The following is a 24,882-nucleotide window of genomic DNA, read 5'->3' on the forward strand; positions in this document are numbered from 1 at the left end:
CGGTCTTCTAAGCGCTTGGCCTGGCTCTTGCTCCGGGCATCGGACGGGTGCGTCTGCGTCCTCGCCTGCCACTGGCGGGTGCAGACGGCCCGGCGCTAACCAACAACAAGATCCAGGAGCAGCCTCATGCGTTATGCCCATCCCGGCACCCCCGGTGCCATCGTCAGCTACAAGGCCCGCTACGGCAATTTCATCAACGGACGCTTTGTGCCGCCGTTGCAGGAACAGTATTTCGTCAACAGCACGCCGGTTACCGGCGCAGCAATTGCCGAGTTTCCGCGTTCCGATGCCAGCGATATCGAGCGTGCGCTGGATGCGGCGCATGCCGCGGCCCCCGCCTGGGGGCGCACCTCGGTGCAGGCGCGTAGCCTTATCCTGTTGAAGATCGCCGAGCGCATCGAGGCCAACCTGGAGCTGTTGGCGGTGACCGAGACCTGGGATAACGGCAAGCCGATCCGCGAAACCCTGAATGCCGATATTCCCCTGGCGGCCGATCACTTCCGCTATTTCGCCGGCTGCATCCGCGCCCAGGAAGGCAGCGCGGCCGAACTGGACGAACACACGGCGGCTTACCACTTCCACGAGCCGCTGGGCGTGGTGGGACAGATCATCCCCTGGAATTTCCCGCTGCTGATGGCCGCCTGGAAGCTCGCCCCGGCGCTGGCCGCCGGCAACTGCGTGGTGCTCAAGCCGGCCGAGCAGACCCCCCTGGGCATCAGCGTGCTGCTGGAAGTGATCGGCGATCTGCTGCCGCCCGGCGTGCTCAACGTGGTGCATGGCTTTGGCCGCGAAGCGGGTGAGGCGCTGGCCACCAGCAAGCGTATCGCCAAGATCGCCTTTACCGGCTCCACCCCGGTTGGCGCGCACATCCTGCGCTGTGCAGCGGACAACATTATTCCGAGCACCGTCGAACTGGGTGGCAAGAGTCCGAACATTTTCTTCGCCGACATCATGCAGGCTGAACCGGAGTTCATCGAAAAGGCCGCCGAAGGGCTGGTGCTGGCCTTCTTCAACCAGGGTGAAGTGTGCACCTGTCCGTCGCGGGCGCTGATCGAAGAGTCCATCTATCCACAGTTCATGGCTGTGGTGATGGAGAAGATCGCGCGCATCCGCCGGGGTGATCCGCTGGACAGCGCGACCATGGTCGGCGCCCAGGCCTCGGCCCAGCAGTTCGAGAAGATCCTCGGCTACTTCGACATTGCCCGCGCCGAGGGCGCCGAGGTGCTCACCGGTGGTGCGGCGGCCGAACAGGCGGAAGCGCTGCAGGGGGGCTTCTACATCCAGCCGACCTTGCTCAAGGGGCACAACGGCATGCGTGTGTTCCAGGAGGAAATCTTCGGCCCGGTGGTGGCGGTGACCACCTTCCGCGACGAGGCCGAGGCCCTGGCGATTGCCAATGACAGTGAGTTTGGCCTGGGCGCCGGGCTGTGGACGCGCGACATCAACCGTGCCTACCGCATGGGACGGGCCATCCAGGCCGGGCGGGTGTGGACCAACTGCTACCACCTGTACCCAGCGCATGCCGCTTTCGGCGGTTACAAGAAGTCCGGGGTGGGCCGCGAAACCCACAAGATGATGCTCGATCACTACCAGCAGACCAAAAACCTGCTGGTCAGCTACGACACTCGTCCGCTGGGCTTTTTCTGAGCCAGCGTTGATCTGTGGCAAGCAGCCTCGACAACTTTTTACCGAGGCTGCGTTTCTAACCCTGTGCATAGGCACAACGCCTCAATAAGGAAATTCTGATGAGCAGCACATTTTTCATCCCCGCGGTAAACATGATGGGCCTGGGCAGTCTCGGCGAAGCCATGCAGGCCATTGCCCGCTATAACCTGCGCAAGGCGCTGATCGTCACCGACGCCGGGTTGGCCCGCGCCGGGGTGGCGGAACGGGTTGCCGGCCTGCTGGCCGAGCAGCGTATCGACGCGGTGATTTTCGACGGTGCGCAGCCCAACCCGACCATTGGCAATGTGCAGAAGGGCCTGGCGCTGCTGCGCCAGAGCCAGTGCGACTTCATCATCTCGCTGGGCGGCGGTTCGCCCCACGATTGCGCCAAGGGCATCGCGCTCTGCGCCACCAATGGCGGCGAGATTGCCGACTATGAAGGTGTCGACCGCTCCAGCAAGCCGCAGTTGCCGTTGGTAGCGATCAACACCACGGCCGGCACGGCCAGCGAAATGACCCGTTTCTGCATCATCACCGACGAAAGCCGCCACGTGAAAATGGCCATCGTCGATCGCAACGTTACGCCGCTGTTGTCGGTCAATGACCCGGCGCTGATGGCCGCGATGCCCAAGGGGCTGACGGCGGCCACCGGCATGGACGCACTGACGCATGCGGTGGAGGCCTACGTATCGATCGCTGCCACGCCGATCACCGATGCTTGCGCGCTGAAAGCCATCGAGCTGATTGCCCGGCACCTGCGCCAGGCCGTGGCGCAGGGTGATGACCTGCAGGCCCGTGAGCAGATGGCCTACGCACAGTTCCTCGCCGGCATGGCCTTCAACAACGCCTCGCTCGGCTATGTACATGCCATGGCGCACCAGTTGGGCGGTTTCTACGACCTGCCTCATGGGGTTTGCAATGCGGTGTTGCTGCCGCATGTCGAGGCCTTCAATGCCCAGGTCAGCGCGGCACGCCTGCGCGATGTGGCCAAGGCGATGGGCGAATCGGTGGAGGGGTTGTCCGAGGCGGCTGGTGCGGAGTGTGCGCTGGCGGCTATCCGCCGTCTGTCGGTGGATATCGGCATTCCCGCCGGCCTGGCCGAGTTGGGCGCGCGTCGCGAGGACATCCCCACCCTGGCCGCCAATGCCCTCAAGGATGCCTGCGGCCTGACCAATCCACGCCCGGCCAGCCAGGCGGAGATCGAGGCGATCTTCCACGCGGCCTTCTGAGGGGCTGGCAACCTTACCGAGCTTGCTCCAGCCCGACGCTGTCTCTAAGGTGCGTCGGGTTGGCGCATGGGGCGCCGACATTGTCCGGATGTTCCCGCATGTGGTCGTTTCGCGCCTGGCGCCAGCGTCGCTGGCTGGCCCGCCATCCCCTCGATCCCGCGCTGTGGCAGCAGGTGGTCGCCGCTCTGCCTTTGCTGCATGGCCTCACCGAGGCCCAGTTGCATTGCCTGGCCCAACGTAGCCTGCTGTTTCTGCGTGACAAGCGCCTGAGCTGCGTCGGCGATTTGCCGCTGGACGATTACCAGCGCCTGCGCCTGGCCGCCCAGGCCCAGTTGCCGCTGCTGGCGCTGGATGACCTGGACTGGTACCAGGGCTTCCATGAAATCATCCTGTATGCCGACGACTTCCTCAGCCCGCAGCGCTACCGCGACAGCACGGGTGTCGAGCACCAGTGGGACGATGCGCGCAGCGGCGAGGCCTGGTTGCAGGGGCCGGTGATCCTGGCCTGGCCTGGCGTGCAGGAAAGTGGCCAGTGGCACGGCTACAACCTGATCATCCACGAGCTGGCGCACAAGCTGGACATGCTCAATGGCGACGTCAACGGTCTGCCGCCGCTGCATGCGGACATGCGCCTGGAAGACTGGAGCCACAGCCTGCAAACGGCGTTCGACGATCTCAATGCACAACTGGATGCCGACCCGGCAGCAGATACGCTGATCGATCCCTACGCGGCGAGTTGCCCAGGCGAGTTCTTCGCCGTGTGCAGCGAGTACTTCTTCAGCGCGCCAGATCTGCTCCTGCAGGCTTATCCGCAGGTCTACCGGCAGCTGCGCCTGTTCTACCGGCAGGACCCGTTGCAGCGCCTGCCGGCTACGTCGATATAGCCATAAGTCGCTAGCCGGGCGCGGGGCTTGCCCCTATAATCGCCGCACTTTTTTGGCCCGCTCGCAGGAGTCGCCCCATGAGCTACAGCAAAATCCCGGCCGGCAAGGACCTGCCCAACGATATCTACGTGGCTATCGAGATCCCGGCCAACCATGCGCCGATCAAGTACGAAATCGACCATGACAGCGACTGCCTGATGGTCGACCGCTTCATGGCCACGCCGATGTTCTACCCGGCCAACTACGGTTTCATCCCGCATACCCTGGCCGACGATGGCGACCCCCTCGACGTGCTGGTCGTCACCCCCTATCCGGTGGCGCCGGGTTCGGTGATCCGCTGCCGCCCGGTGGGTGTCCTGAACATGACTGACGAAGCAGGCGGCGACGCCAAGCTGATCGCCGTGCCCCATGACAAGCTGACCCAGCTGTACACCCACGTGCAGGAATACACCGATCTGCCGGCCCTGCTGCTGGAGCAGATCAAGCACTTCTTCGAGAACTACAAGGATCTGGAGAAGGGCAAGTGGGTCAAGGTCGAAGGCTGGGGCAACGCCGACGAGGCCCGTGCAGCAATTACCAAGGCGGTTGCGGCTTACCAAAAATAAGTCTGGACCACCCTCGAAAACCGGCTCACAAGGCCGGTTTTTTTATGCCTGGTGATTCAGCATACCCTGGCAGACCATCGGGGTATTTCGCCGGGCTGAGCATTCAGCTAAGGTGCTTTATACCTCCTTGGGAGTATCGGGATGCGTCGCTGCCTGCTGTTGCTCTGCTGTCTTGCGTTGCTGGCCTGTCAGGGCGAGCAGGACGAGTTGCGTCTGGGCAGCAATCGCTGGCTGGGTTATGCACCGTTCTACCTGGCCGATGACCTCAACTGGCTGGAGTCCAGCCGTATCCGCCTGGTCGAATACCCCAGCGCCACCGGCGTATTGCGCGGGGTGCGCAATGGCCTGCTGGATGGCGGCCTGCTGACCCTGGATGAAGCCTTCAAGCTGCAGAGTGAAGGGCATGACCTGGAACTGCTGCTGGTGACGGATATCTCCCTGGGCGCCGATGCCCTGTATGCCCGTGCGCCGCTGCGCAACCTGGCGGATTTACGTAACCGGCGCATCGGAGTGGAGAACACCGCGTTGGGCGCGTTCATTCTCAGCCGCGTACTGGAGTTGGCCGAGCTGCGCCGTGATCAGGTCAGGATTGTCGACTTGCCGGTGCATGAGCATGTCAGTGCCATGGCGGCCGGGCGTATCGATGCGGTGGTCAGCTTTGCTTCGCAAGGGCCGGCCCTGCAGGCGTTGGGCGCACGGCGCATCTTCGACAGCCGCGAGCTGCCTTATGAAATCATCGATGTGCTGGTAGTGCGCCGCGACCGGGTCTCTCCGGCCCGGCGCAAGGCCTTGCAGGCGCTGTGGTATGACAGCCTGCGCATCTGGCGGGAAAATCCGCAGAACAGCGGGGAGCGTCTGCAGCGTCGTCTCGGCCTGGACGCTGCCGGCCTGCAGCTGACCCGCGAAGGGCTGTTGCTGGGCGATGCGGCACTCAATAGGCAATGGCTCGAACAGGGCCAGCTGCGAGACAACCTGCAGCAGTTGCACGACTACCTGCTGCGCATCGGCCTGTTGCGCAAGCCAGGTAATCCCGACGCGCTACTGCCCCAGTGCCGCGAGGACTCGCCATGCTGACCCACCTGTCGCTGCGTCGTTCGCTGCCGCTGTTGCTGGGCTTGGGAGCCTTGCTGTTCAGCGTATTGCTGGTCACCACACTGCTGCCGCGTAGCCTGGATGAAGCGCAGCGTACCTGGCGCAACCACGTCAACCAGAGTCTGATCCTGCTGCAGAGCAGCCTGGCCGATCACCTGCGCCAGGGCCGCCAGGCCGAACTGGAGAACGATCTGGCCGATCTGGCCAGCCTGGCCGATGTGCGCTGGGCCATGGTCCTGGATGGCCGCCAGCAGGTGATCGCGGCGACCCGCCTGGGTTTGCGCCCTGGCCAACTGGGCATACCGGATCAGGTCACGCTGGCCGGTTACGCGGTGGACAATCGCAGCGACTGGCTGGCGCATGGCGAGCAGCGCTTCCTGGCCATCTATCCACTGGGGCGTGTCGATCTACAGGGCGCACCAAGCGGCGAGGTGCTGCTGGTCTCCCTGGACTTTGCCCCGGTGTTGCAGCATACCCGGAGCAATGCCTGGCTCTACCTCGGGCAGACCCTGTTGCTCTTGCTGTTGCTGGGCCTATTGCTCAATTACCTGTACAGCCGCCTGGTAACCCGCCGCCTGGCGCGCCTGGAGCATGCGGCACGGCGCTTGGCCAGTGGCCAGTTGCAACAGCCGGCGGATGTCGACGGGACAGACGAGATTGGCCAGCTGGCGGCAACCTTCAACCAGATGATGGTGCAGCTGCAGGCGCGTCAGGCCGCCTTGCAGGAAAGCGAGGAGCTGCTGCGCAAGCTGATTGATGCCGCGCCGGTGGGCATGCTGGTGGTGGATGACGAGCTGCGCGTGATCCAGGCCAATCCCGCCGCGGCGGCGCTGTTTGGCTGTGCGGCCGAGGAGCTGCTCGGGCAGATCCCGGAAGACCGCCTGGTGCAGAGCAATGCCCGTCAACGCCTGCTGCAGGCGCCGCCCAGTCGTGCCGTGCAGCTCAATGCCTGGCGTGGTGACGAGCAGGTGCCGCTGGAAATCAGCCTGACGCCCTTCCAGCGGCATGGCCAGTCGCTGCGCCTGGTGTTGTTGCGCGATATCAGCGAGCGTCTGCAGGCTGAGCAGCGCCTGCGTTTTCTGGCGCATTTCGATCCGCTGACCCGCCTGGCCAATCGCAACTATGTCCAGCAGCGTCTGGAGCAGTTGCTGGATGCGCGTTGTCCGCTGAGTCTGCTGTTTCTCGATATCGACCATTTCAAACGCATCAATGACAGCCTGGGCCACGAGATTGGTGACCGCCTGCTGGTGGAAATTGCCGAGCGCCTGGGCACTTTGCTACCCGAGCGTGCCTTGCTGGCCCGCTCTGGCGGCGACGAGTTTGTCCTGCTCCTGGAAGGCTTCGCGGAGGAGCCGGCTATGCAACTGGCCGAGCGTCTCTGCCTGCTGTTCGAGCAGCCGTTCCGAGTGCGTCAGTACCAGTGCCGGGTATCCGCGAGTATCGGCCTGGCGGTGGCCAGCGGTCAGCCGGGTAGCGCCAGTGAGTTGCTCAAGCAGGTCGACCTGGCGCTGTACGCGGCCAAGGATGCCGGTCGCAACCGGGTGGCCTGTTTCACGCCGCAGCTGGCCGAGGCCGTCGAGGATCGCCAGCAGCTCGAAGAAGAGCTGCGCCAGGCCCTGCAGCATGATGAACTGGTGCTGCACTATCAGGCCAAGGTCGATGGCCAGGGGCGGGTCAAAGCCATGGAAGCGTTGCTGCGCTGGCAGTCGCCCGGTCGCGGTCTGGTGCCACCCAACCAGTTCATCCCGGTGCTCGAAGAAAGCGGCCTGATCATCGAGGCGACACGCTGGGTGTTCCGTCAGGCCTGCCGACAGGCGCGCCTCTGGGCCGAGCAGGGCGCTAGCCTGCGCGTGGCGGTCAACCTGTCGCCGCTGGACTTTCGCCAGGGCGATCTGGCCGGCAGCCTGCTGCAGATCCTTGCCGAGGAAGGCGCAGAGAGCGACTGGCTGGAGCTGGAAGTCACCGAAAGCGCCCTGCTGGATGCCGATGCCAGTGTGCTCAGTTGCCTGCAGCGTCTGCGTGCAGCGGGGCTGCCGCTGTTTCTCGATGATTTCGGTACCGGTTATGCCTCGCTCAGCTACCTGCGTCGCTTCCCCTTCGATGGCATCAAGATCGATCGTCAGTTCGTCAGTGGCCTGCCCGACTGTACGCAATCGGTGGCGCTGGTGCGTGGCATGCTGACCATGGCTCACCAGTTGGGCCTGCAGGTCGTCGCCGAAGGCGTGGAAAACGAACGTCAGGCGGCCTTCCTGCGCCTCAATGGCTGTAACCAGCTACAGGGCTTCTATTACGCGCGACCGCTGCCAGCGGCGCAGTGCCAGGCTCAGGGATGCCTGGTTGGGGTGCAGGGGTCGTAGCGCGTGTTCGAGATTGCCCTGTTGCTGGGCGCCGGCCTGCTGGCCGGTGCGATGAACGCCCTGGCCGGTGGTGGTACTTTCTTTTCCTTCCCGGCGCTGTTGGCCATCGGCTTGCCGCCGATCACCGCCAATGCCACCAATGCCGTGGCCCTGTGGCCGGCGAGTATGGCCGGTGCCTGGGCGGCACGCGCGCGGCTGGCCGAACTGCGCGACTATCTCTGGCCTCTGCTGCTGGCGGCCCTGCTCGGCGGTTTGGGCGGTGGCTTGCTGCTGCTGGCTGGTGGGGATGAACTGTTCGCCGGGCTGATCCCCTGGTTGCTGTTGCTGGCTACCCTGCTGTTTGCTGCCAGTCCCTGGCTGAGTCGCTGGCGTGCCGGCGCTAGCGACGTGCCGGCGCATGGCCCAGGATCATTGACCGGTCATCTGCTGGTGTCCCTGTATGGCGGCTACTTCGGCGCCGGCATGGGGATCCTGCAATTGGCCGCGTTGAGCATCGAGGGCCACCCGCTGGCGCGTGCCAATGCCCTGAAGAATCTGCTGTCGGCGGTGATCTATAGCGTTGCCAGCCTGACGTTCCTGTTCGCCGGGCGGGTCAGCCTGTATCCCTTCCTGCTGCTGCTGGGCGGCGCCACGCTGGGAGGATACCTGGGCGGGCGCCTTGGCGAGCGCCTGTCGCCACGCCTGCTGCGGGCTCTGGTCCTGCTGATCGGCAGCCTGATGACGGGCTACTATTTCACCGTCGATTGACCGCGGCGGTTTGCCCGGCATGCCGGCCTCTGCTAGTGTCGCGCCGGTTTTCGCCCTGCCGAGTATTGCCCCATGGCCCGTAAAAAAGCCCCGCTGGATTTCGAAACGGCGCTTGCCGAACTGCAAACGCTGGTCGAGCGCCTGGAAAGTGGCGAGTTGCCGCTGGAAGAGTCGCTGACGGCCTTCGAACAGGGGGTGCGGCTGACCCGTGACTGCCAGGATGCGCTGAATCAGGCGGAGCAGAAGGTTCAGCAACTGCTCGAGCGCGATGGCGAGGTGCAGCTCAGCCCCTTCGAGGTCGAGCCATGAGCGAGGCCTTGCAGCAGTATCAGGCGCGCTGCCAGGCGCGTGTCGATGCGGCCCTGCAGGCGTTGCTGCAGGCGCCTCTCGGTGAGTTGGAGCGCCTGTATGCCGCCATGCGCTACAGCGTGGTCAATGGTGGCAAGCGTGTCCGTCCGCTGTTGGTGTATGCCGCCTGCGAGGCGCTGGGCGGGCAGGCCGCACAGGCTGATGCCGGCGCCTGCGCGGTGGAGCTGATCCATGCCTATTCGCTGGTGCACGATGACCTGCCGGCGATGGACGATGACGACTTGCGACGTGGCCAGCCGACTACCCACCGGGCGTTTGACGAGGCCGCGGCGATTCTCGCCGGTGACGGCTTGCAGAGCCTGGCCTTTGCCGTGCTCGCCGATGCCGCGCACAACCCGCAGCCGGCTGAACTGCGCTTGCAGATGGTCGCCGAGCTGGCGCGTGCTGCCGGCCCGGCCGGCATGGTCGGCGGCCAGGCCATCGACCTCGGTGCGGTGGGCGTGCAGCTCGATCAGGCCGGACTGGAGCTGATGCACCGGCACAAGACCGGGGCGCTGATCGAGGCCAGTGTGTGCCTGGGGGCGCTAGCCAGCGGCCAGGCCGGGGCGGAGCAGCTGCAGGCCTTGCAGCGCTATGCCGCGGCGATCGGCCTGGCTTTCCAGGTGCAGGACGACATCCTCGACGTGGAAAGCGACACCGCCACCCTGGGCAAGACCCAGGGCAAGGACCAGGCCCATGACAAGCCGACCTACCCGGCGCTGCTTGGTCTGGCCGGCGCCAAGGCCTATGCGGCGAGCCTGTGCGACGAGGCGCTGCAGGCGCTGGCTGCCTTCTCCGGCGAGGCGGATGCCTTGCGCGAGCTGGCGCGCTACATCATCGCGCGCCGTCACTGAGGCGTTTCAGCGCAGCAGTTGCTCCTGCAGGGCGCCGATCAGGTCGCTCTGACTGACGATGCCGACCAGGCGCTGCTGGTCGTCGAGCACCGGCAGGCTGTGCAGTCCCTGGCTGGACAGCAGGCCGATCATTGCGCTGACTGACTGCGTCTCCTGCACGCTGCGCACCGGGGTACTCATCAGCTCGGCCACACGCAATGGCTGGCGCAGTCCCCAGGCCAGCTGTCGGCGCACGCCACGCGGCCGGCTGAGCAGGTCGACCAGGCTGACCACACCGACCAGCCGGGCCTGTTCGTCGAGCACCGGCAGGCTGCGGATACGATGCCGACGCAACATCGCCATGGCTTGCGTGCGGCTGGCCTGCGGGCTGATCCAGCGCAGGTCGCGGGACATGATGTGGCGGGCCTGCAGGTCGCCGACCCGGCGGCGCAAGGCCAGCTGCTCGCCAGCCTGCAGCAGGCGGGCCAGCTCCTCCGGGGTGATGTCCACGAAGGCATCGAATTCGGCGAGTACCTGCTCCAGGTCGTCACTGGAAATACCCGCCCTGCCTTGCGGTGGCGGGTCCTGCGTAGCGTGGCGCGGCTCGTTGGTGCGGCGCAGCGGATAGGGCGAACCGCTGAGGTTGAGATAGCACAATGCACAGCCCAGCAGGCAGGCCAACATCACTAGCAGCGCTAGCAGCACGCCTGGGCCCTGACCGGCCATGGGTGGTTCGGCCAGGGCCAGCACCACCGCCAGCGCGCCGGCGGGTGGGTGTACGCAACGCAGCAGGCTCATCAACAGCAGGCTCATGCCCAGTGCCAGCCCAGCCAGCCATAGGCTGGGTAGTTGCAGGCTGTTCAGCAACAGTGCCAGCGGCGCGCTGCACAGGTAGCTGCCGAGCAGCGCCCAGGGCTGCGCCAGGGCGCCGGAGGGGACGGCAAACAGCAGCAGGGCCGACGCAGCCAGTGGGCCGAGCAGATGCAGCAGGCTCAGGTTGTCCAGCCAGTAGCTACCCAACAGACTGCACAGGGCCAGGCTGGCAGCGCAGCCGAGGCTGGCACGCAGGGCGTGGCGCAGGTTGCTGACCTGGAGAATGTCAAACAGGCGTGGCACGTGAAGGGTTTCCGGCAAAGGGGCGCAGTCTGCCAGATGTTGCGCCGCGCACCAAATGGGTGCTTTTACCGAAGAGGGTGAAAGTTATTCATCCACGGCCTGGCGCTGCGCCAGCTCCAGCAGGGTTTGGCGCAGCCAGCGATGCGCCGGATCGTTGTCCAGGCGACGTGCCCAGTACAGGTTGAGGGTTACCGCGGGCAGGGCGATGGGCATGTCCAGCAGGCGGTTGCCCAGTCCGGCGTTGAGCAGTTCGGCATAGCGTCGTGGCAGGCTGAGCAGCCAGCCGCGCTGGCGGACCAGCAGGGCGGCTGACAGGTAGTGCTGGCAGCGTTGCCGCACCTGGCGTTGCAGGCCCTGCTGGGCGAGGGCCAGGTCTTCCACGCAGAGGCCGCGGCGCCGCGAGGTGACGGCGACATGCTCGGCCTGCAGGTAGCGCGCGGCATCCAGCTCGCCGGCAAACCCGGCGGGGGCCATCACACACAGCGGCTCCTGCAGCAACTGGCACTGGCGCAGCTCGGTGTCGGTGGGGCGGGCGATTTCCACGGCCAGGTCGATCCGTCCCAGTTCCAGTTCGCGGCGCAGCTCGGCCCAGTGCAGGCTGCTGCTATGCACCTGGAGCAACGGGGCTTGCTCGGCGAGGCAGGCGATGGCCTGCGGCAGCAGCAGCGGTTCCATCTGTTCCGGCATGTTCAGGCGTACGCGCCGGCGCGCCTGAGCTGGGTCGAAGCTTTGCAGGGTGCGCAGGCTGTCTTGCAGGCTGTCCAGGGCGTCGAGAATGCCCGGGGCCAGCTGCTCGGCCAGCGGGGTAGGCAGTACGCCACGCCCTTCGCGAATGAACAGCGGGTCGCCGAGCTGCTCGCGCAGGCGGGCCAGGGCGTGGCTTACCGCCGACTGGCTGAGGTGCAGCAGCTGGGCGGCACGCGTCAGGTTGCGCTGCTGATAGATCATCGCGAATACGCGGAACAGGTTAAGGTCGAGGCGGCCGAGCAGGCCGCTTTCATGCGCAGTTTTCATGGTCTGGCTCGCAGCTCACGGAAACCTCACGCTATCAGCCAGGCATGCCTTGGTAATCATGCATCAGCTGCATGGATAGCAATGCATAAGCATCAGTTCTCCCAGGGCGCCTGGCTGCCTAGCATGGCGGCAAACAACAACAGGCGGAGCCCTTGCCATGGACGAACAGACCTACCTTGCCCAACTCGACCAGCTCCAGCAGGCTCACTGGCCGGCCGGGGTGCCGCGTCAGGTGCATTACCCGCTGGGTGAGCAGCCGCTCTGCGACTACCTGCGCACCTGGGCGCGCCAGCAGCCCGAGGCCATCGCCCTGGACTTCTACGGGTACAGCCTGAGCTGGGCCGAGCTGGACCACCTCTCCGACCGCTGCGCGGCGCTACTGGTCGAGCTGGGCGTGCAGCCGGGTGACCGCGTCGCCCTGTTCATGCCCAACTGCCCGCAGCTGCACATCGCCTTTTACGGGCTGCTCAAGTGTGGCGCGGTATATGCGCCGGTCAGTCCGCTGAGCAAGGCGCTGGAGCTGAGTTATCAGCTCAAGGACAGCGGCGCCCGGGTCATTCTCTGTTTCGATCAGCTGCTGCCGGTGGTGCGTGCGGTGCGCGAGGACTGCGCGCTGCGCCATGTGCTGGCCACCAGCCTCAGCGAACTGCGCCCGGAGCAGCCGAGCATTCCCGTACCCGATCTGCTGCTGGCAGCGAAAGTCAGCGGCGATGACTTTCTCGACTTCTACGCGGCGCTGGCCGCCTGCACGGCAGCAGCACCGACGCACCGTGTGCAGCTGGATGATCTCGCCGCGCTGAACTACACCGGCGGCACCACCGGCCTGCCCAAGGGCTGCATGCACAGCCATCGCGACATGCTCTACACCTGCGCCAGCTTTGTGCCGACGGCCATGCACTTGCAGGCCGATAGCGTATTGCTGAATTTCCTCCCGGAATTCTGGATCGCCGGGGAAAACGCCGGCCTGCTGTTCCCGGTATTCGCCGGTTGCCGCCTGGTGTTGCTGGCACGCTGGGATGCCACGGCCTTCATGGCCGCCGTGCAGCACTACCGGGTCAGCCACTGTGGTCTGCTGGTCGACAGCGCCGCCGAGGTGCTCGACCACCCGCAGGTGGCTGACTACGACCTGCGCTCGCTGCAGCGCACCGGGAGCATTTCCTTCATCAAGAAACTGACCCGCGACTACCGCGCGCGCTGGCGCGCACTGACCGGCTGCACGCTGTTCGAGTTCAGCTTTGGCATGACCGAAACCCACACCTGCGACACCTTTACCTGGGGCCTGCAGGACGCCGACTTCGACCTCACCAGCGCGCCGACCTTCGTCGGCCTGCCGGTGCCCGGCACCCAGTTCAAGGTCTGCGACTTCACCACGGGCGAGCTGCTGCCGTTGGGCAGCGAAGGCGAGCTGTGCCTGCGCAGCCCGGCGCTGATGCACGGCTACTGGCAACGCCCGGAAGAATCCGCCGCCGCGCTGAGGGAAGGCTGGCTGCACACCGGCGACCTCGGCCAGATCACCACGCAGGGTTTCATCCGCTACCTCGGCCGGCGCAAGGAAATGCTCAAGGTCAACGGCATGAGCGTGTTCCCCAGCGAGCTGGAGGCCCTGCTTGGCCAGCACCCGGCCCTGCTGGCCAGCGCGGTGATCGGCCGCCCTGACGCGCTGCGCGGCCAACAGCCGGTGGCCTTCGTCGTGCTCAAGCCCGGCCGCAGCGAAGATGCCGAGACCCTGACCGCGTGGTGCAGGGAGGCCATGGCCAGCTACAAGGTGCCGGAAATCCGCGTGGTCGCGGCGCTGCCGATGACCGCCACTGGCAAGGTGAAGAAGAACGAACTGGAGAGCCTGCTGTGAGTGCGCCCTTTCAAGCCATGCTGATTGCCAACCGCGGCGAGATCGCCATTCGTATCGCCCGCGCCTGCGCCGACTTGGGCATTCGCTCGGTGGCGGTATTCGCCGAAGACGACAGCGCCAGCCTGCATACGCGTCAGGCCGATCTCGCCGTGCCGCTGCGCGGGCGTGGCGTAGCGGCCTACCTGGACATGCAGCAGCTGATCGACGTGGCCCGTGCCCAGGGTTGCGAGGCGATCCATCCCGGCTACGGCTTTCTCGCCGAGAATGCCGAGTTCGCCAGGCGCTGCCAGGCTGCCGGCCTGACCTTTATCGGTCCGCCGCCGGAGGTGCTCGAACTGTTCGGCGACAAGGCCGCCGCCCGCGCGTTGGCCGAACGCTGCGGCGTGCCGCTGGTTGGCGGAATCAACCGTGCGGTGACCCTCAGCGAGGCGCAGGCCTTTCTCGCCGAGCATGGTGCGGTGATGCTCAAGGCCCTGGCCGGCGGCGGCGGGCGTGGCATGCGTGCGGTCTTCGAGCCGGCCGAGCTGGACGCGGCCTATGCGCGCTGCCAGTCGGAGGCGCAGGCGGCGTTCGGCAACGGTGCCCTGTATGTCGAGCAATTGGTAGGCCAGGCGCGGCATATCGAGGTGCAGGTGCTCGGCGACGGCAGCACGGTCAGCCATCTGTGGGAGCGTGACTGCAGCCTGCAACGGCGCAACCAGAAGCTGCTGGAAATCGTCCCCAGCCCCGACCTCGATGCCGAGCTGCGTAAGGCGATCATCGACTGCGCCCTGCAGCTGGCCGGCGCGGTGAACTACCGCGGTATTGGCACCTTCGAATTTCTCCTCGATGAGCGTCAGCCCGGCACGTTCTACTTTATGGAAGCCAACCCACGGGTACAGGTGGAGCATACGGTGACCGAGCAGGTCACCGGCGTCGACCTGCTGCATGCGCAAATCCGCTTGCTGGCCGGCGCTTCCCTCGACCAGCTGGGCCTGCGCCAGCCGCCGGCCGTGCAGGGTTGTGCCGTGCAGCTACGCATCAACCTGGAAACCCTGCACCCCGACGGCAGCACGCGCCCGGCTGTCGGCACCCTCAGCGCTTACCAGCCGCCCAGCGGCCCCGGCCTGCGCGTGGACGGCTACGGCTACGCCGGTTACCCGGTCAGCCCCAGCTACGACTCGCTGCTGGCCAAGCTGATCGCCACTGCGCCCGACTACCCGGCCGCCCTGCGCCGCGCCTACCGCGCGCTGTGCGAGTTCCGCCTGGATGGTGTGGCGAGCAACCTGCATCTGCTGCAAAACCTGCTGCGTCTGCCCGAGGTGCAGGGCAATCAGGTCAGCACCCGCTTTGTCGAGAGCCGCCTGGACGAGCTGCTCGCTGCCCAGCCCGAGGCGCACGCCCACCACTATTTCGCCGCCAGCCAGGCACCGGCCACGGCCGGCCTGCGGGCGGTCGACGCGCCGCCTGGTAGCCAGCCGCTGAACACGTCGAGCAGCGGCGTGCTGGTGTGCCTTGAAGTGGCCGAGGGCGATGCGGTGGCTGTCGGCCAGATCGTCGCCGTGCTGGAAGCGATGAAGATGGAGTTCGAGGTGCGCGCCAACCACAGCGGCATCGTCCGCGCCTTGGCCGCCCAGCCGGGCGATACCCTGGCCGAAGGCCAGGTGCTGTTGTTCCTTGAGCCGGCCGAGGTGGCCGCCGAGCAAGGCCTCAGCGAGCAGAGCCTGGACCTGGCGCATATCCGCGCCGACCTGGCGGAGGTGCTCGAGCGCCACGCGCGTCTCACCGACCAACGCCGCCCGCAAGCCGTGGCCAAGCGGCGCAAGACCGGCCAGCGCACGGCGCGCGAGAACCTCGCCGATTTGCTGGATGACGGCAGCTTCAGCGAATACGGCGCCCTGGCCCTGGCCGCACAACGCCGCCGGCGTTCGGCCGAGGAACTCATGGAGCTCAGCCCGGCCGACGGTCTGGTCGCTGGCATCGGCACGATCAACGCCGCCCAGTTCGGCACGCACAGGGCGCGCTGCATGGCCCTGGCCTACGACTACACGGTGTTTGCCGGCACCCAGGGCGTGATCAACCACAAGAAGACCGACCGCATGCTGCAGCTGGCCGAACAGTGGCGCCTGCCGCTGGTGCTGTTTGCCGAGGGCGGCGGCGGTCGCCCGGGTGATAGCGACTTCGTCGGCGTGGCCGGGCTGGACTGCCACACCTTCGTGGCCATGGCCCGCCTGTCGGGGTTGGTGCCTACGGTGGGCATCGCTTCCGGGCGCTGCTTTGCCGGTAATGCCGCATTGCTGGGCTGTTGCGACGTGATCATCGCCACGGATAACGCCAGTATCGGCATGGCCGGTCCGGCGATGATCGAAGGCGGCGGCCTCGGCAGTTTCAGGCCCGAGGAGGTGGGGCCGGTGTCGGTGCAGGGGCCCAACGGGGTGATCGATGTGCAGGTGGCCGACGAGGCTGAAGCCGTCGCTGTAGCCAAGCAGTACTTGTCCTACTTTCAGGGGCCGCTGGCCGACTGGGCGTGCGCCGACCAGCGCGAGCTGCGCCAGGTGATCCCGGAAAACCGCCTGCGCGTCTACGACATCCGCCGGGTGATCGAGCTGCTGGCCGACCGCGACTCGCTGCTGGAGCTGCGCCGCCAGTTCGCCCCGGGGCTGATTACCGCGCTGATCCGCATCGAAGGGCAGCCATTCGGCCTGATCGCCAACAACCCCGCGCACCTGGGCGGGGCCATCGACGCGGTGGCCGGCGACAAGGCCGCGCGCTTTATGCAGCTGTGTGACGCCCATGACCTGCCGATCCTGTCCCTGTGTGACACGCCCGGCTTCATGGTCGGACCGCAGGCGGAGCAACAGGGTACGGTGCGCCATGTCGCGCGCATGTTCGTCGCCGCCGCCAGCCTCAGCGTGCCGTTTTTCAGCGTGGTACTGCGCAAGGGCTATGGCCTGGGTGCGCAGGCCATGGCCGCAGGCAGCTTCCACTCGCCGCTGTTCACCATCGCCTGGCCCAGCGGCGAATTCGGCGCCATGGGCCTGGAAGGCGCGGTGCGTCTGGGCTTTGCCAAGGAACTGGCGGCTCAGCCAGACGCCGCGGCACAACAGGCACTGTTCGACACGCTGGTGGCCAAGGCCTACGCAAACGGCAAAGGACTGAACATGGCCAGTTACCTGGAGATCGATGCGGTGATCGACCCGGCGGAAACCCGCGCCTGGTTGCGCCGTGGTCTGCAGGCAGCCGGTCAGCCGACCGTGCGTACCGGCAAGAAGCGGCCTTGCGTGGATACCTTCTAGAGCGAATAGGCGCGCTGGCGCCGGCGCCGGCTGGCGATCTGCGTTTCCAGCTCCAGCAGGTTGTCCCAGCCTTGCTGGCGCGCCTTGCTGAACAGGATCAGCGCCAGTTCGGCGGTGACCAGCGCGTCGGCGCTGGCACTGTGGCGTTGCAGGACCTGCAGGCCGAAATGGCTGATCCAGTCGTCCAGACCGCCACGCCCCACTTGTGCCTGCGGGCAGAGGATGGGCGCCAGCTCGGCCAAGTCGATAAAGTGATGGCGCAACGTGTAGCCCAGGCTTTGTTTGAGGGCGCGGGCCAGCATGCGCTGGTCGAAGGGCGCATGGAAGCCCAGTACGGGGCTGTCGCCGAGGAACTCCATGAAGTCCAGCAGCGCCTCGCAGGGCTGCAGGCCGGCGGCGATGGTGCTGGGTGCCAGGCCATGGATGAGGATGCTTTCGCTGACCTTGTGGTCCTGTTGCAGGGTGCTGGCGTACTGGCAACCGAGGTCGATGGCGCCATCTTCGATGACCACCGCGCCGATCGACAGTACCTGGTCGCGCTGGGTATTCAGCCCGGTGGTTTCCAGATCAAGTACCACCAGACGCTGCTCGCGCAGAGGCCGCCGATCAGCCGCCTGGGCTGGCGGCAGGGCGTCGCGGCGGGCACGCTGCTGCTCGTCGAGGTCGGCGCCCTGGCGCCCGCTGAGCCAGTCGAAGAACTGTTTCATAGCTGGTAGCGCAAGGCCAGGCTGCTTTGCAGGCGTTGTGCCTGGCGAAAGGATTCGCGCAGGATGCGCCTGTCCAGATGGTTGAGGTCGTCCGGGTCGATGCGGTTGGAGTACGCCTGAGCGGCACGCGCCTGGGCCTGGTGGTGCTGCATGCGGATCAGCTGGATGTAGTGATAGGCCTCCTCATAGGCTGCGCCGTCCTGCGCCTCGATGATGCCGCGCTGGGTCAGCTGGCGCAGGCGCTCGAGGGTGCTGATGGCCTCTACGCCATGCGCCAGGGCGAGCAGGCGGGCACCGTCGACGAAAGGGGTGAGGCCCTGCACCTTGAGATCCAGGGTGTCCTTTTCCGCCCCCTTGCGCGCCACGCTGAAGTCGCGGAACAGGCCGCCGAGCGGTGGTTTCTGGCGCAGCGCGTTCTCGGCCAGCATGCGCTGGAACAGGCTGTTGTCGCCAACCCGCTGGAGTAGCTCATGGCGCAGTTGCTGGCAGCCTTCTTCCGGCCCCCAGACCACGCGCAGGTCAAAGTAGATGCTGGAGGCCAGCAGGTTTTCCGGGGTGGCGGCATCGACAAAGCGTGCGAAACGCTGGCTCCACTCCTGACGCGACAGGCACAGCTCGGGGTTGCCGGCCATGATGTTGCCCTTGCACAAGCTGAAGTCGCATTGCGCGAGGGCCTGGTTGATGCGCTGGGCGAGTGGCAGCAGGCGCTGGCGGATCGCTTCGGGCGTTTCCCCTTCTGGCGTTTCGAAGAGGATGCCGTTGTCCTGGTCGGTGTGCAGGGTCTGTTCGCGGCGCCCCTCGCTGCCGAACACCAGCCAGCTGAACGGCAGGCCGGGGTCACCCTGTTCCTCGATGCACAGCTCGATGACCCGGCAGACCGTGTGGTCGTTGAGCAGGGTGATCAGGTGGGTGATCTGCGCCGAGCTGGCGCCATGGGCGAGCATGCGGTCGACCAGTTGGCGGATGTCGCTGCGCAGTGCGGCGAGGGTTTCGATGCGCCCGGCATGGCGGATGGTGCGTGCCAGGTGCACCAGATCGACCCGTTGCAGGGAGAACAGATCGCGTTCGGAGACCACGCCGCACAACTGTCCGTCCTGTACCAGGCAGACGTGGGCAATGTGTCGCTCGGTCATCGCGATGGCCGCGTCGAAGGCGCTGGCCTGCGGTGGCAGGTGGAAGGGGTTGGCGGTCATCAGCTGGCTGATTGGCTGCTGCAGGTCGATGCCGCTGCGTGCGATGGCGCTACGCAGGTCGCGCAAGGTAAAGATGCCCAGCGGATGTTGCACGGCGTCGACGATGACGATGCTGCCGACTTGCTGTTCGTGCATCAGACGCACGGCCTCCTGTAGCGGCTGCTCGGGGCTGCAGGTCAGCGGCTGGCGCATGGCCAGCTCGGCGAGGCTGGTTTCCAGCGAGTACTGTGCGCCGAGACTTTCCGCCGCGCGCAGCTGCACCTGCTGGTTGACCTGGTCGAGCAGGCTGCTGACGCCGCGCAGGGCAAAGTCGCGAAAGGGATTGGAGCTGGCGAACAGTTTGATGAAGGCCGGTTTGCCCAGCAGCAGGCAGAAGGTGTCTTCGGCAGCCAGGTGCTCGGTGCGGGTGGCACGTTCGCCAATCAGCGCGGCCAGCGGGAAACATTCGCCGGTGGTGATCTCGAAGGTGGTCTCCGTACCGCGCTTGGCGGTATGCGGGCGTTCGCCATGCACGCGGCCCTGCTTGACGATGTAGAAGTGCTCCACGGTGCCGTTGCTGGGCTTGATGATGGAGTCCCCGGCGGCATAAAAGCGCAGCTGGCAGTGTTCTACCAGGTAGCCGAGGTGGGCGACATCCATCTGATTGAAGGGCGGGAATTTCTGCAGGAACTCCAGGGTGCCCTGGATATTCTGCAGCACGGCCTGCCGGCCGGCTTCGGCAAACGCATCCGTCTTGCTCATGCAGTGCATCTCCCGCTGCTGTTTGTCACTATGCTCAATCCGTCGTGCCCGGCGGGCCATTACACCTAAGTCTAGTCGGTCGAGCACGGGGCGGGCTGCGGGTACAGCGCCCATGAAAAAGGCCGATGCAAGCATCGGCCTTGGGACACGCCAGGACGCTGCTCAGGGCAGGGTGAACAGCACCTTGACCGAGTCGTTGACCGCAGCGGCGTCGACGTAACCGATGGCATCGGCTTCGCCGGCGACCTTGGCAACGACGTCGGCATCACCACCGACGCTGGGCAGCGGCTGGCCCTTGCCGGTGAACACCAGGCCCGACCAGTAGGACTTCAACTGGGCTTCGTTCTTGCTGGTGACCTTGGTGTAGAAGGCTTCCTTGGTGGCATTCCAGCCAGCCTGGTCATAACCCTTCATGGACTTGTCCTTGCCCAGGAAGATGTTGGCGACTTCGGCCTGGGAGGGTGCCTTGGCGGCGCCCGGGTTGACGATGACCGCGACTTCGGCCTGGGCCAGGCCGGCCAGGGCCAGGCCCAGGGCGGCGCTGAGGAGACGAACGGACTGCTTCATGGACTGGCTCCTCAGAATACGAAGTCGACGCCGACGGAGATGATGTCGCCGTCGTAGTTGCGGGCCGGTACGCCGGCCAGGCCGCCGCTGCGCTCGAAAAGTTCGTTCTCGTATAGCTCCTGCTTGCCGCGCACGAACACGCCATCGTAGCCGCCGCTGGTGTCGACGCGCTTGTACTCGGTCTTCAGCACCACGGTGGGGGCGATGTTGTAGTTCAGACCCAGGGTCCAGGAGTTCTGCCGGCCTTCGTTCTCGTCGAGCTGGGCATAGGTGACGTGGGCCAGGAAGTCGCCGAAGCGACGGCCACCCATCAGGTAAAACGAGTCGATGCTGGCGTTGTTGTCGTTCTCGGTGACGCGGGTGGTCCACTCGTTGGCGGTCAGCCAGGTGCCGTTGTCGTACTGATAGCCGATCGAAGTGAACTTGCCCTTGTCTTTCTTCAGCTCAAGCAGCTGCCGGTAGGTCGGGGTGCCGAAGGCGTTGACCACGCCATCGATGGTGGTGGAGATGTCCGCCTCGACATAGCCAACCCGGAAGGTCCCGTAATCGTTGGTGGCCAGGCTGACGTTACCGCCAAACAGCTTGCCGTAGTCGATGCTGAACAGGTCGTCATAGGCGAAGTAATCGCGGTTCTTGGCCTGGCCGGCGGCGACCTGGAAGGTCACCGAGCCGTAGGACAGCGGCAGGGTGTAGACGACGTCGGCCCCTTCGTAGTTGGTCAGCTGGACCTGGCTGTAGACTTCATCAGGCAGGCGCAGCCAGGGGTAGCTGAAGCCGACATCGAGGCTTTCCGAATACATGTACACCGGGCTGCGCAGGCGGCCGGCGCGCACCATCAGCTGGTCGTTGGCCTGCCAGGACAGGTAGGCCCACTCCAGGTTGGCCTGCCACTCATCCTGCAGCGGCTTGGCGGTAGCCTGCAGGGTCACGCCAAGGGTATCGGTCAGGCCATAGGTGAGCTGGGCACCGAACTTGGACAGCTGGTCGCCGCGCCAGGAATCGGTGGTTTGTCCGCTCACGCCATAGCTGCGGCCCTGGTCTTCGCCGCCGAGGTGGGTGATGCCGACGCTGCCGAAGTAGTTGAGACGATACTCGCCCTGCTCCAGGGCGAATGCCGGTGCGCTGGCCAGGCAGATCGCCAGCGGCAGCAGTTTCATTTTCATCATGGGGGTCATGCTCCTGTGTTTCAGGTTAAACGCGAAATTGCGCCGTTGCCGCGCGCAGGTGATCTCCGGTGTTGACCAACTGCTCACCAAGGCGTGCGGTGGCTTCGGCGCCATGGGCGGTTGCTTGGGCATCCTGCTGCAACACTTGGGTGTCTTGCTGGATCGACGCGGACAGGCCGATCTGCTCATGGGTGAACTGGGCAATCCCGGCATTCAGTTCATTGATCTGACTGACGGCCTGGGCGATGGCTTCCAGTAGCTCGGTGGCTTGCGCCGAACGTTCGATGCTATGGCGGGCTTTCTCGCCATTGCTGGTCATTACGTTGAGCACGTTGTTGGCACTGTTCTGCAGGCGCTGGATGATTTGCTGGATTTCCGCCGTCGATGCGGCAGTTTTCTGCGCGAGGTTGCGTACCTCGTCAGCCACCACGGCGAAGCCACGACCCTGCTCGCCGGCACGCGCCGCCTCGATGGCCGCGTTGAGCGCCAGCAGGTTGGTCTGTTCGGCGATGCTGCGGATTACGGTGAGTACCGAGCCGACCTGCTGGGTTTCCTCTTCCAGCTGCTCCATGGCCTGTACGGCGCCCATCACACTGTTGCCCAGGTCATTGATGCTGCTCGACAGGCTGCCGATATTGTCGCGTGCGCTGCTGGCCTGGCGGCTGGCCGCGCCGGCCTGCTCGGAAGCCTGTTGCGAGCGCTGCGCGACTTCCTGGATGCTGCCGGTCATGGTCTGGATATCACGCCCGATGGATTCGGTATGGCCCTGCTGCGAGCGTGAATTGCCCTGGGCTTCCTGGGTCAGCTGGTAGAGCTCCTTGGAAACGTTGCCGAGCGGTGCCGCGGCGTCGATGATCTGCCGGATGGTGCCCTGCAGCTTGTCGAGGAAACCATTGAACAGCTCGATCATGGCGCCGATTTCGTCATGTGCCTCGACGGTCACTCGGCGAGTCAGGTCGCCATCGCCCTGGGCAATGGCGCGCAGCGAGGTGATGACCCCATGTACGTTGGCCATGATGCCGCGGATTACCAGCAGAGCGCCGGTGCTAACCACCAGCACCAACAGCACGGCCAGTATGATCCCGGTACGGGTTGTGCTGGCATTGCCTTCGCGGGCCTGGGCCAGGGTATGTTGGAAGTTCTCCAGAGCTTGTTGGCGGAACTGTTCGGCAATCCGTTGGGCTGCTTGCAGGTCACTGGACATACGGTCCAGATTGGGGCGCAGGTCTTCAAAGCTGGCGCTACCGGCAATCAGTTGCTCGGAGGCCGCCAGAGCATTGTCGGCGTAGCGTTTTACCGCGGCCTGCCAGTCCTGCAGCCCCTTGCTGAGCTGCGCATCGTCCAGGGTCAGCGGCTTGAGGCTGTCATGCAGACTGGCGATTTCCTTGAGCACGCTGCGCGCTTCGTCCAGTGTGGTCAGTTCGCCCGCGGCCACGGCACTGTTGAGCAGTGCGGGAAGGCGCGAGAACTGGAAGATCGCCGCGTCAGCCCGCTCCAGTGTCGGGTAGCTGGTGCTTTCCAGAGCCAGCAGGCGTTGATCGTTATGCGACAGTTGCAGTGCGGTGTAGACCACGAAGAGCAACAGGCCGAGCAGGGCAATGGCCGGTAGCAGGGTCAGCTTCAGCGACAGGGAGAGGTTCTTCAGCATGGCAGTGCTCGCAAAAGGGCGACGGGCCTTCAGGTGACTAAAAGGTCGTTCAGGGTCATTCCCTAACCTTTCTCGCCTGCCATGGACATGCCCATCGTAGCCTGAATCGTGCCTATTGCTATAGCTCAACTCCCCTGGGTATGCCTTTTTTTTGAGCTTTTTTGCTACAAAAGTGCAAGCGACTGCCCCTTCATGGGGCAGTCAAGGTGGTGGTGCGGGTACCTTGGGCTAATCGGCAAGCTCCAGCAGTTGTGTGATTCGCTGCATATCCAGTACGCCGGAGAGCGCCTGTTGTCCGCCGTGTCCGTCGAACAGCAGGGTGCGTGGCAATTCGCCGCGCCAGCGTGGGTCGAGGGCGTAGGCCATGGCCTCGGGAGCCTCGTCGGCATAGGCGTAGTGCTGCCCGTCCAGGCCATGGCTGGCCAGCAGTGCGGCATGCTCGGCAAGCCGTGGCTCGCTGGCCACGGTGATCAGCCGTAACTGCGGGTAGGCCTGCTGGGCTTGGCGGAAGTGGGCGAGGTTCTGCTTGCAGTAGCCGCACTCCAGCGACCACAGGGCGATCAGCGTGGGTTGTCGATACTGGCTCGCCTCGACCAGAGCGGCCGCCTGCTGGCGATCCAGAGTGTCGACGCGTGGGGCGGCGAGCAGCGGCAGGCTGCACAGAGCGAGCAGCAGGCCGGCATGAAAAAGACGCGACATCATGGCAATGGGTACCCCTTGAGGCCGTGATCGGTGCTGTGCCAGACCGGCAGCAGCTGGTTGCCGACCCGGAGCAGGCGTGGGTGGTCGGACGGGCCCTGGCTGCTGGCCAGGGGTACGCGGCGAAAGTGTTCGCCGCCATCCTCGGAAATTTCCGCGAGCAGCTGGGTGCGCTGGCCGTCAAACTCTTTCCACAGCAGGACTACGCGCTGGCCGAGGCTGGCCACTGCACCGTGTCCGGCGCGCGGGCCACCGAGGCTGCGCTGGCCGAGCACCTGGCCGTCGGCCAGCTGGCCGTAGAACAGCGGCCCCTGTTCGCCGTGCGGACTGAACCACAGCGCATGCAGCCGGCCCTGGCTGTCTTCGGCCAGGGCCGGGCCGTGGTGCGGGCAGGCATCCACTTGCCAGCCGTCGAAGGTGGCGCGGCGCAGCTCACCTGGCCGCTCGCGGCCCAGTGGCAGTAGCGCGTGGTCACGCTGGCCCTGCTCGAACAGCTGGCGCCAGAACAGCAGCAGGCTGCCATCGGCGCGCTCGGTGAGCGCCAGGCGGCAGCACTGGCAGCTGTGGTCGACCAGTTTGTACTCGGCGACGAACTGCCGGCCGCCATCATCCGAGTGGCTGGCATACAGCGCCGAGCCCTGGTAGGCAGGGTTGTCGAGGCGCTCGCGGCCGTCGATCCACACCAGCCAGAGGCGTCCGTTGCGGTCCAGATGCTGGCGCACGAAGCTGTGCCCGGTGAGGCGCTGGTCGCGATGCACGGTGCGCGGTGTGCTGAAGTCGCGGCCATTCTCGGCGCGGGCGAAGCGGATATCGCCGGTAAAGCGTTCGGCAAACCGCCGCGACCAGCTGACATACAGCGCGCCCTGCGCGGATACGGACAGTTGCGGGGCGTTCTCGGCGTCATCGGCAATCGCTTCGGCCTGGCTGTTGACCTGGCTGTGTGCCTGCCAGTGCTGGCCGAGGTCGTTGCTGCGCAGGATCTGCAGATGCCCGTCGCGAACCAGGGCGGCATACAGTGCACCATCGCTGCCGGCGGCCAGGCCGACACCCAGTCCGGGCTGCGGGTTGCCCATGGCCGCGGCCAGCAGGGGGATCGCGCTGAGCAGGCCAGGGGCCAGCCAGCGACAAAACGTTTTCAACATGACGA

20 protein-coding genes are annotated in these 24,882 nt (G+C 65.8%); 11 read left to right on the forward strand and 9 right to left on the reverse strand.

Translation table 11 applies throughout. The features are described from left to right. Window positions 1-126 precede the first annotated feature (126 nt). The 9 genes from exaC (at window position 127) to ispA (ending at window position 9,781) form a co-directional block, all read left to right on the forward strand. Window positions 127-1,647, forward strand: a complete 1,521-nt coding sequence (gene exaC, locus CFY91_RS02320; RefSeq protein ID WP_093984726.1) for an acetaldehyde dehydrogenase ExaC — start codon at window positions 127-129, stop codon at window positions 1,645-1,647. A gap of 98 nt (window positions 1,648-1,745) precedes the next feature. Further along, entirely contained in the window at window positions 1,746-2,894 is a 1,149-nt protein-coding gene (yiaY, locus tag CFY91_RS02325; RefSeq protein ID WP_093984727.1) for an L-threonine dehydrogenase, read from the forward strand. Window positions 2,895-2,992: 98 nt separating this feature from the next. Then, window positions 2,993-3,778, forward strand: a complete 786-nt coding sequence (locus CFY91_RS02330; protein ID WP_093984728.1) for a M90 family metallopeptidase — start codon at window positions 2,993-2,995, stop codon at window positions 3,776-3,778. 77 nt (window positions 3,779-3,855) lie between these two features. Beyond that, window positions 3,856-4,383, forward strand: coding sequence for an inorganic diphosphatase (gene ppa, locus CFY91_RS02335; protein ID WP_093984729.1), 528 nt, complete (start codon window positions 3,856-3,858; stop codon window positions 4,381-4,383). A gap of 141 nt (window positions 4,384-4,524) precedes the next feature. Further along, a complete protein-coding gene (locus tag CFY91_RS02340) occupies window positions 4,525-5,457 on the forward strand; it encodes an ABC transporter substrate-binding protein (RefSeq protein ID WP_093984730.1) in 933 nt (310 codons plus the stop codon). Next, the gene (locus CFY91_RS02345) at window positions 5,451-7,832 is read left to right on the forward strand and encodes an EAL domain-containing protein (protein WP_093984731.1); all 2,382 of its coding nucleotides are present in this window, start codon (window positions 5,451-5,453) and stop codon (window positions 7,830-7,832) included. The genes CFY91_RS02340 and CFY91_RS02345 overlap by 7 nt, the downstream gene beginning before the upstream one ends. 3 nt (window positions 7,833-7,835) lie before the next feature. Beyond that, window positions 7,836-8,579 (forward strand): sulfite exporter TauE/SafE family protein, encoded by a 744-nt coding sequence (locus CFY91_RS02350; RefSeq protein WP_268237301.1) that lies wholly within the window; start codon window positions 7,836-7,838, stop codon window positions 8,577-8,579. Window positions 8,580-8,651: 72 nt separating this feature from the next. Beyond that, the gene (locus CFY91_RS02355; RefSeq protein WP_093984732.1) at window positions 8,652-8,888 is read left to right on the forward strand and encodes an exodeoxyribonuclease VII small subunit; all 237 of its coding nucleotides are present in this window, start codon (window positions 8,652-8,654) and stop codon (window positions 8,886-8,888) included. Further along, complete coding sequence (gene ispA / locus CFY91_RS02360) at window positions 8,885-9,781, forward strand: (2E,6E)-farnesyl diphosphate synthase (RefSeq protein WP_093984733.1); 897 nt, start codon at window positions 8,885-8,887, stop codon at window positions 9,779-9,781. Before CFY91_RS02355 ends, ispA begins: the two co-directional genes overlap by 4 nt. Window positions 9,782-9,787: 6 nt before the next feature. Here the strand turns inward: ispA and CFY91_RS02365 are convergent, their stop codons facing one another. Beyond that, the gene (locus CFY91_RS02365; RefSeq protein WP_133063656.1) at window positions 9,788-10,876 is read right to left on the reverse strand and encodes an HPP family protein; all 1,089 of its coding nucleotides are present in this window, start codon (window positions 10,874-10,876) and stop codon (window positions 9,788-9,790) included. A gap of 84 nt (window positions 10,877-10,960) precedes the next feature. After that, window positions 10,961-11,890 (reverse strand): LysR family transcriptional regulator, encoded by a 930-nt coding sequence (locus CFY91_RS02370; protein ID WP_093984735.1) that lies wholly within the window; start codon window positions 11,888-11,890, stop codon window positions 10,961-10,963. Window positions 11,891-12,047: 157 nt separating this feature from the next. Here CFY91_RS02370 and CFY91_RS02375 point away from each other — a divergent pair, with 157 nt between their 5' ends. Together CFY91_RS02375 and CFY91_RS02380 are read left to right on the forward strand one after the other, a co-directional pair. Beyond that, on the forward strand, window positions 12,048-13,739 hold the full coding sequence (locus CFY91_RS02375) for an AMP-binding protein (RefSeq protein WP_093984736.1): 1,692 nt from the start codon (window positions 12,048-12,050) through the stop codon (window positions 13,737-13,739). Then, window positions 13,736-17,014, forward strand: coding sequence for a carboxyl transferase domain-containing protein (locus CFY91_RS02380; RefSeq protein WP_093984737.1), 3,279 nt, complete (start codon window positions 13,736-13,738; stop codon window positions 17,012-17,014). Before CFY91_RS02375 ends, CFY91_RS02380 begins: the two co-directional genes overlap by 4 nt. Here CFY91_RS02380 and CFY91_RS02385 read toward each other — a convergent pair. The 7 genes from CFY91_RS02385 to CFY91_RS02415 all read right to left on the reverse strand — a co-directional run bounded on the left by CFY91_RS02385 (window position 17,011) and on the right by CFY91_RS02415 (window position 24,877). Next, window positions 17,011-17,721, reverse strand: coding sequence for a 3'-5' exonuclease (locus tag CFY91_RS02385; RefSeq protein WP_093984738.1), 711 nt, complete (start codon window positions 17,719-17,721; stop codon window positions 17,011-17,013). The genes CFY91_RS02380 and CFY91_RS02385 overlap by 4 nt on opposite strands. Continuing rightward, window positions 17,718-19,655, reverse strand: a complete 1,938-nt coding sequence (locus CFY91_RS02390) for a putative nucleotidyltransferase substrate binding domain-containing protein (protein ID WP_093984820.1) — start codon at window positions 19,653-19,655, stop codon at window positions 17,718-17,720. Before CFY91_RS02390 ends, CFY91_RS02385 begins: the two co-directional genes overlap by 4 nt. Window positions 19,656-19,817: 162 nt before the next feature. After that, on the reverse strand, window positions 19,818-20,222 hold the full coding sequence (locus CFY91_RS02395; RefSeq protein ID WP_093984739.1) for a type 2 periplasmic-binding domain-containing protein: 405 nt from the start codon (window positions 20,220-20,222) through the stop codon (window positions 19,818-19,820). Window positions 20,223-20,233: 11 nt separating this feature from the next. Further along, window positions 20,234-21,388 carry a porin family protein gene (locus CFY91_RS02400; RefSeq protein WP_093984740.1) on the reverse strand — a complete coding sequence of 385 codons (1,155 nt, stop codon included), beginning with the start codon at window positions 21,386-21,388 and terminating at the stop codon, window positions 20,234-20,236. A gap of 25 nt (window positions 21,389-21,413) precedes the next feature. After that, a complete protein-coding gene (locus CFY91_RS02405) occupies window positions 21,414-23,036 on the reverse strand; it encodes a methyl-accepting chemotaxis protein (RefSeq protein WP_093984741.1) in 1,623 nt (540 codons plus the stop codon). Window positions 23,037-23,264: 228 nt separating this feature from the next. Further along, window positions 23,265-23,738, reverse strand: a complete 474-nt coding sequence (locus CFY91_RS02410) for a TlpA family protein disulfide reductase (RefSeq protein WP_133063657.1) — start codon at window positions 23,736-23,738, stop codon at window positions 23,265-23,267. Beyond that, a complete protein-coding gene (locus tag CFY91_RS02415) occupies window positions 23,735-24,877 on the reverse strand; it encodes a sialidase family protein (protein WP_093984743.1) in 1,143 nt (380 codons plus the stop codon). The genes CFY91_RS02410 and CFY91_RS02415 overlap by 4 nt, the downstream gene beginning before the upstream one ends. Window positions 24,878-24,882 lie beyond the last annotated feature (5 nt).

The sequence above is a fragment of the Pseudomonas fluvialis genome (assembly GCF_002234375.1).
GTDB classification, from domain to species: Bacteria; Pseudomonadota; Gammaproteobacteria; order Pseudomonadales; family Pseudomonadaceae; genus Aquipseudomonas; species Aquipseudomonas fluvialis.

Coding starts and splice junctions, on each gene's coding strand:
- exaC (WP_093984726.1), top strand. CDS start 127: ATGCGTTATGCCCATCCCGGCACCCCCGGTGCCATCGTCAGCTACAAG.
- yiaY (WP_093984727.1), top strand. CDS start 1,746: ATGAGCAGCACATTTTTCATCCCCGCGGTAAACATGATGGGCCTGGGC.
- CFY91_RS02330 (WP_093984728.1), top strand. CDS start 2,993: ATGTGGTCGTTTCGCGCCTGGCGCCAGCGTCGCTGGCTGGCCCGCCAT.
- ppa (WP_093984729.1), top strand. CDS start 3,856: ATGAGCTACAGCAAAATCCCGGCCGGCAAGGACCTGCCCAACGATATC.
- CFY91_RS02340 (WP_093984730.1), top strand. CDS start 4,525: ATGCGTCGCTGCCTGCTGTTGCTCTGCTGTCTTGCGTTGCTGGCCTGT.
- CFY91_RS02345 (WP_093984731.1), top strand. CDS start 5,451: ATGCTGACCCACCTGTCGCTGCGTCGTTCGCTGCCGCTGTTGCTGGGC.
- CFY91_RS02355 (WP_093984732.1), top strand. CDS start 8,652: ATGGCCCGTAAAAAAGCCCCGCTGGATTTCGAAACGGCGCTTGCCGAA.
- ispA (WP_093984733.1), top strand. CDS start 8,885: ATGAGCGAGGCCTTGCAGCAGTATCAGGCGCGCTGCCAGGCGCGTGTC.
- CFY91_RS02370 (WP_093984735.1), bottom strand. CDS start 11,890: ATGAAAACTGCGCATGAAAGCGGCCTGCTCGGCCGCCTCGACCTTAAC.
- CFY91_RS02375 (WP_093984736.1), top strand. CDS start 12,048: ATGGACGAACAGACCTACCTTGCCCAACTCGACCAGCTCCAGCAGGCT.
- CFY91_RS02385 (WP_093984738.1), bottom strand. CDS start 17,721: ATGAAACAGTTCTTCGACTGGCTCAGCGGGCGCCAGGGCGCCGACCTC.
- CFY91_RS02390 (WP_093984820.1), bottom strand. CDS start 19,655: ATGAGCAAGACGGATGCGTTTGCCGAAGCCGGCCGGCAGGCCGTGCTG.
- CFY91_RS02395 (WP_093984739.1), bottom strand. CDS start 20,222: ATGAAGCAGTCCGTTCGTCTCCTCAGCGCCGCCCTGGGCCTGGCCCTG.
- CFY91_RS02400 (WP_093984740.1), bottom strand. CDS start 21,388: ATGATGAAAATGAAACTGCTGCCGCTGGCGATCTGCCTGGCCAGCGCA.
- CFY91_RS02405 (WP_093984741.1), bottom strand. CDS start 23,036: ATGCTGAAGAACCTCTCCCTGTCGCTGAAGCTGACCCTGCTACCGGCC.
- CFY91_RS02410 (WP_133063657.1), bottom strand. CDS start 23,738: ATGATGTCGCGTCTTTTTCATGCCGGCCTGCTGCTCGCTCTGTGCAGC.
- CFY91_RS02415 (WP_093984743.1), bottom strand. CDS start 24,877: ATGTTGAAAACGTTTTGTCGCTGGCTGGCCCCTGGCCTGCTCAGCGCG.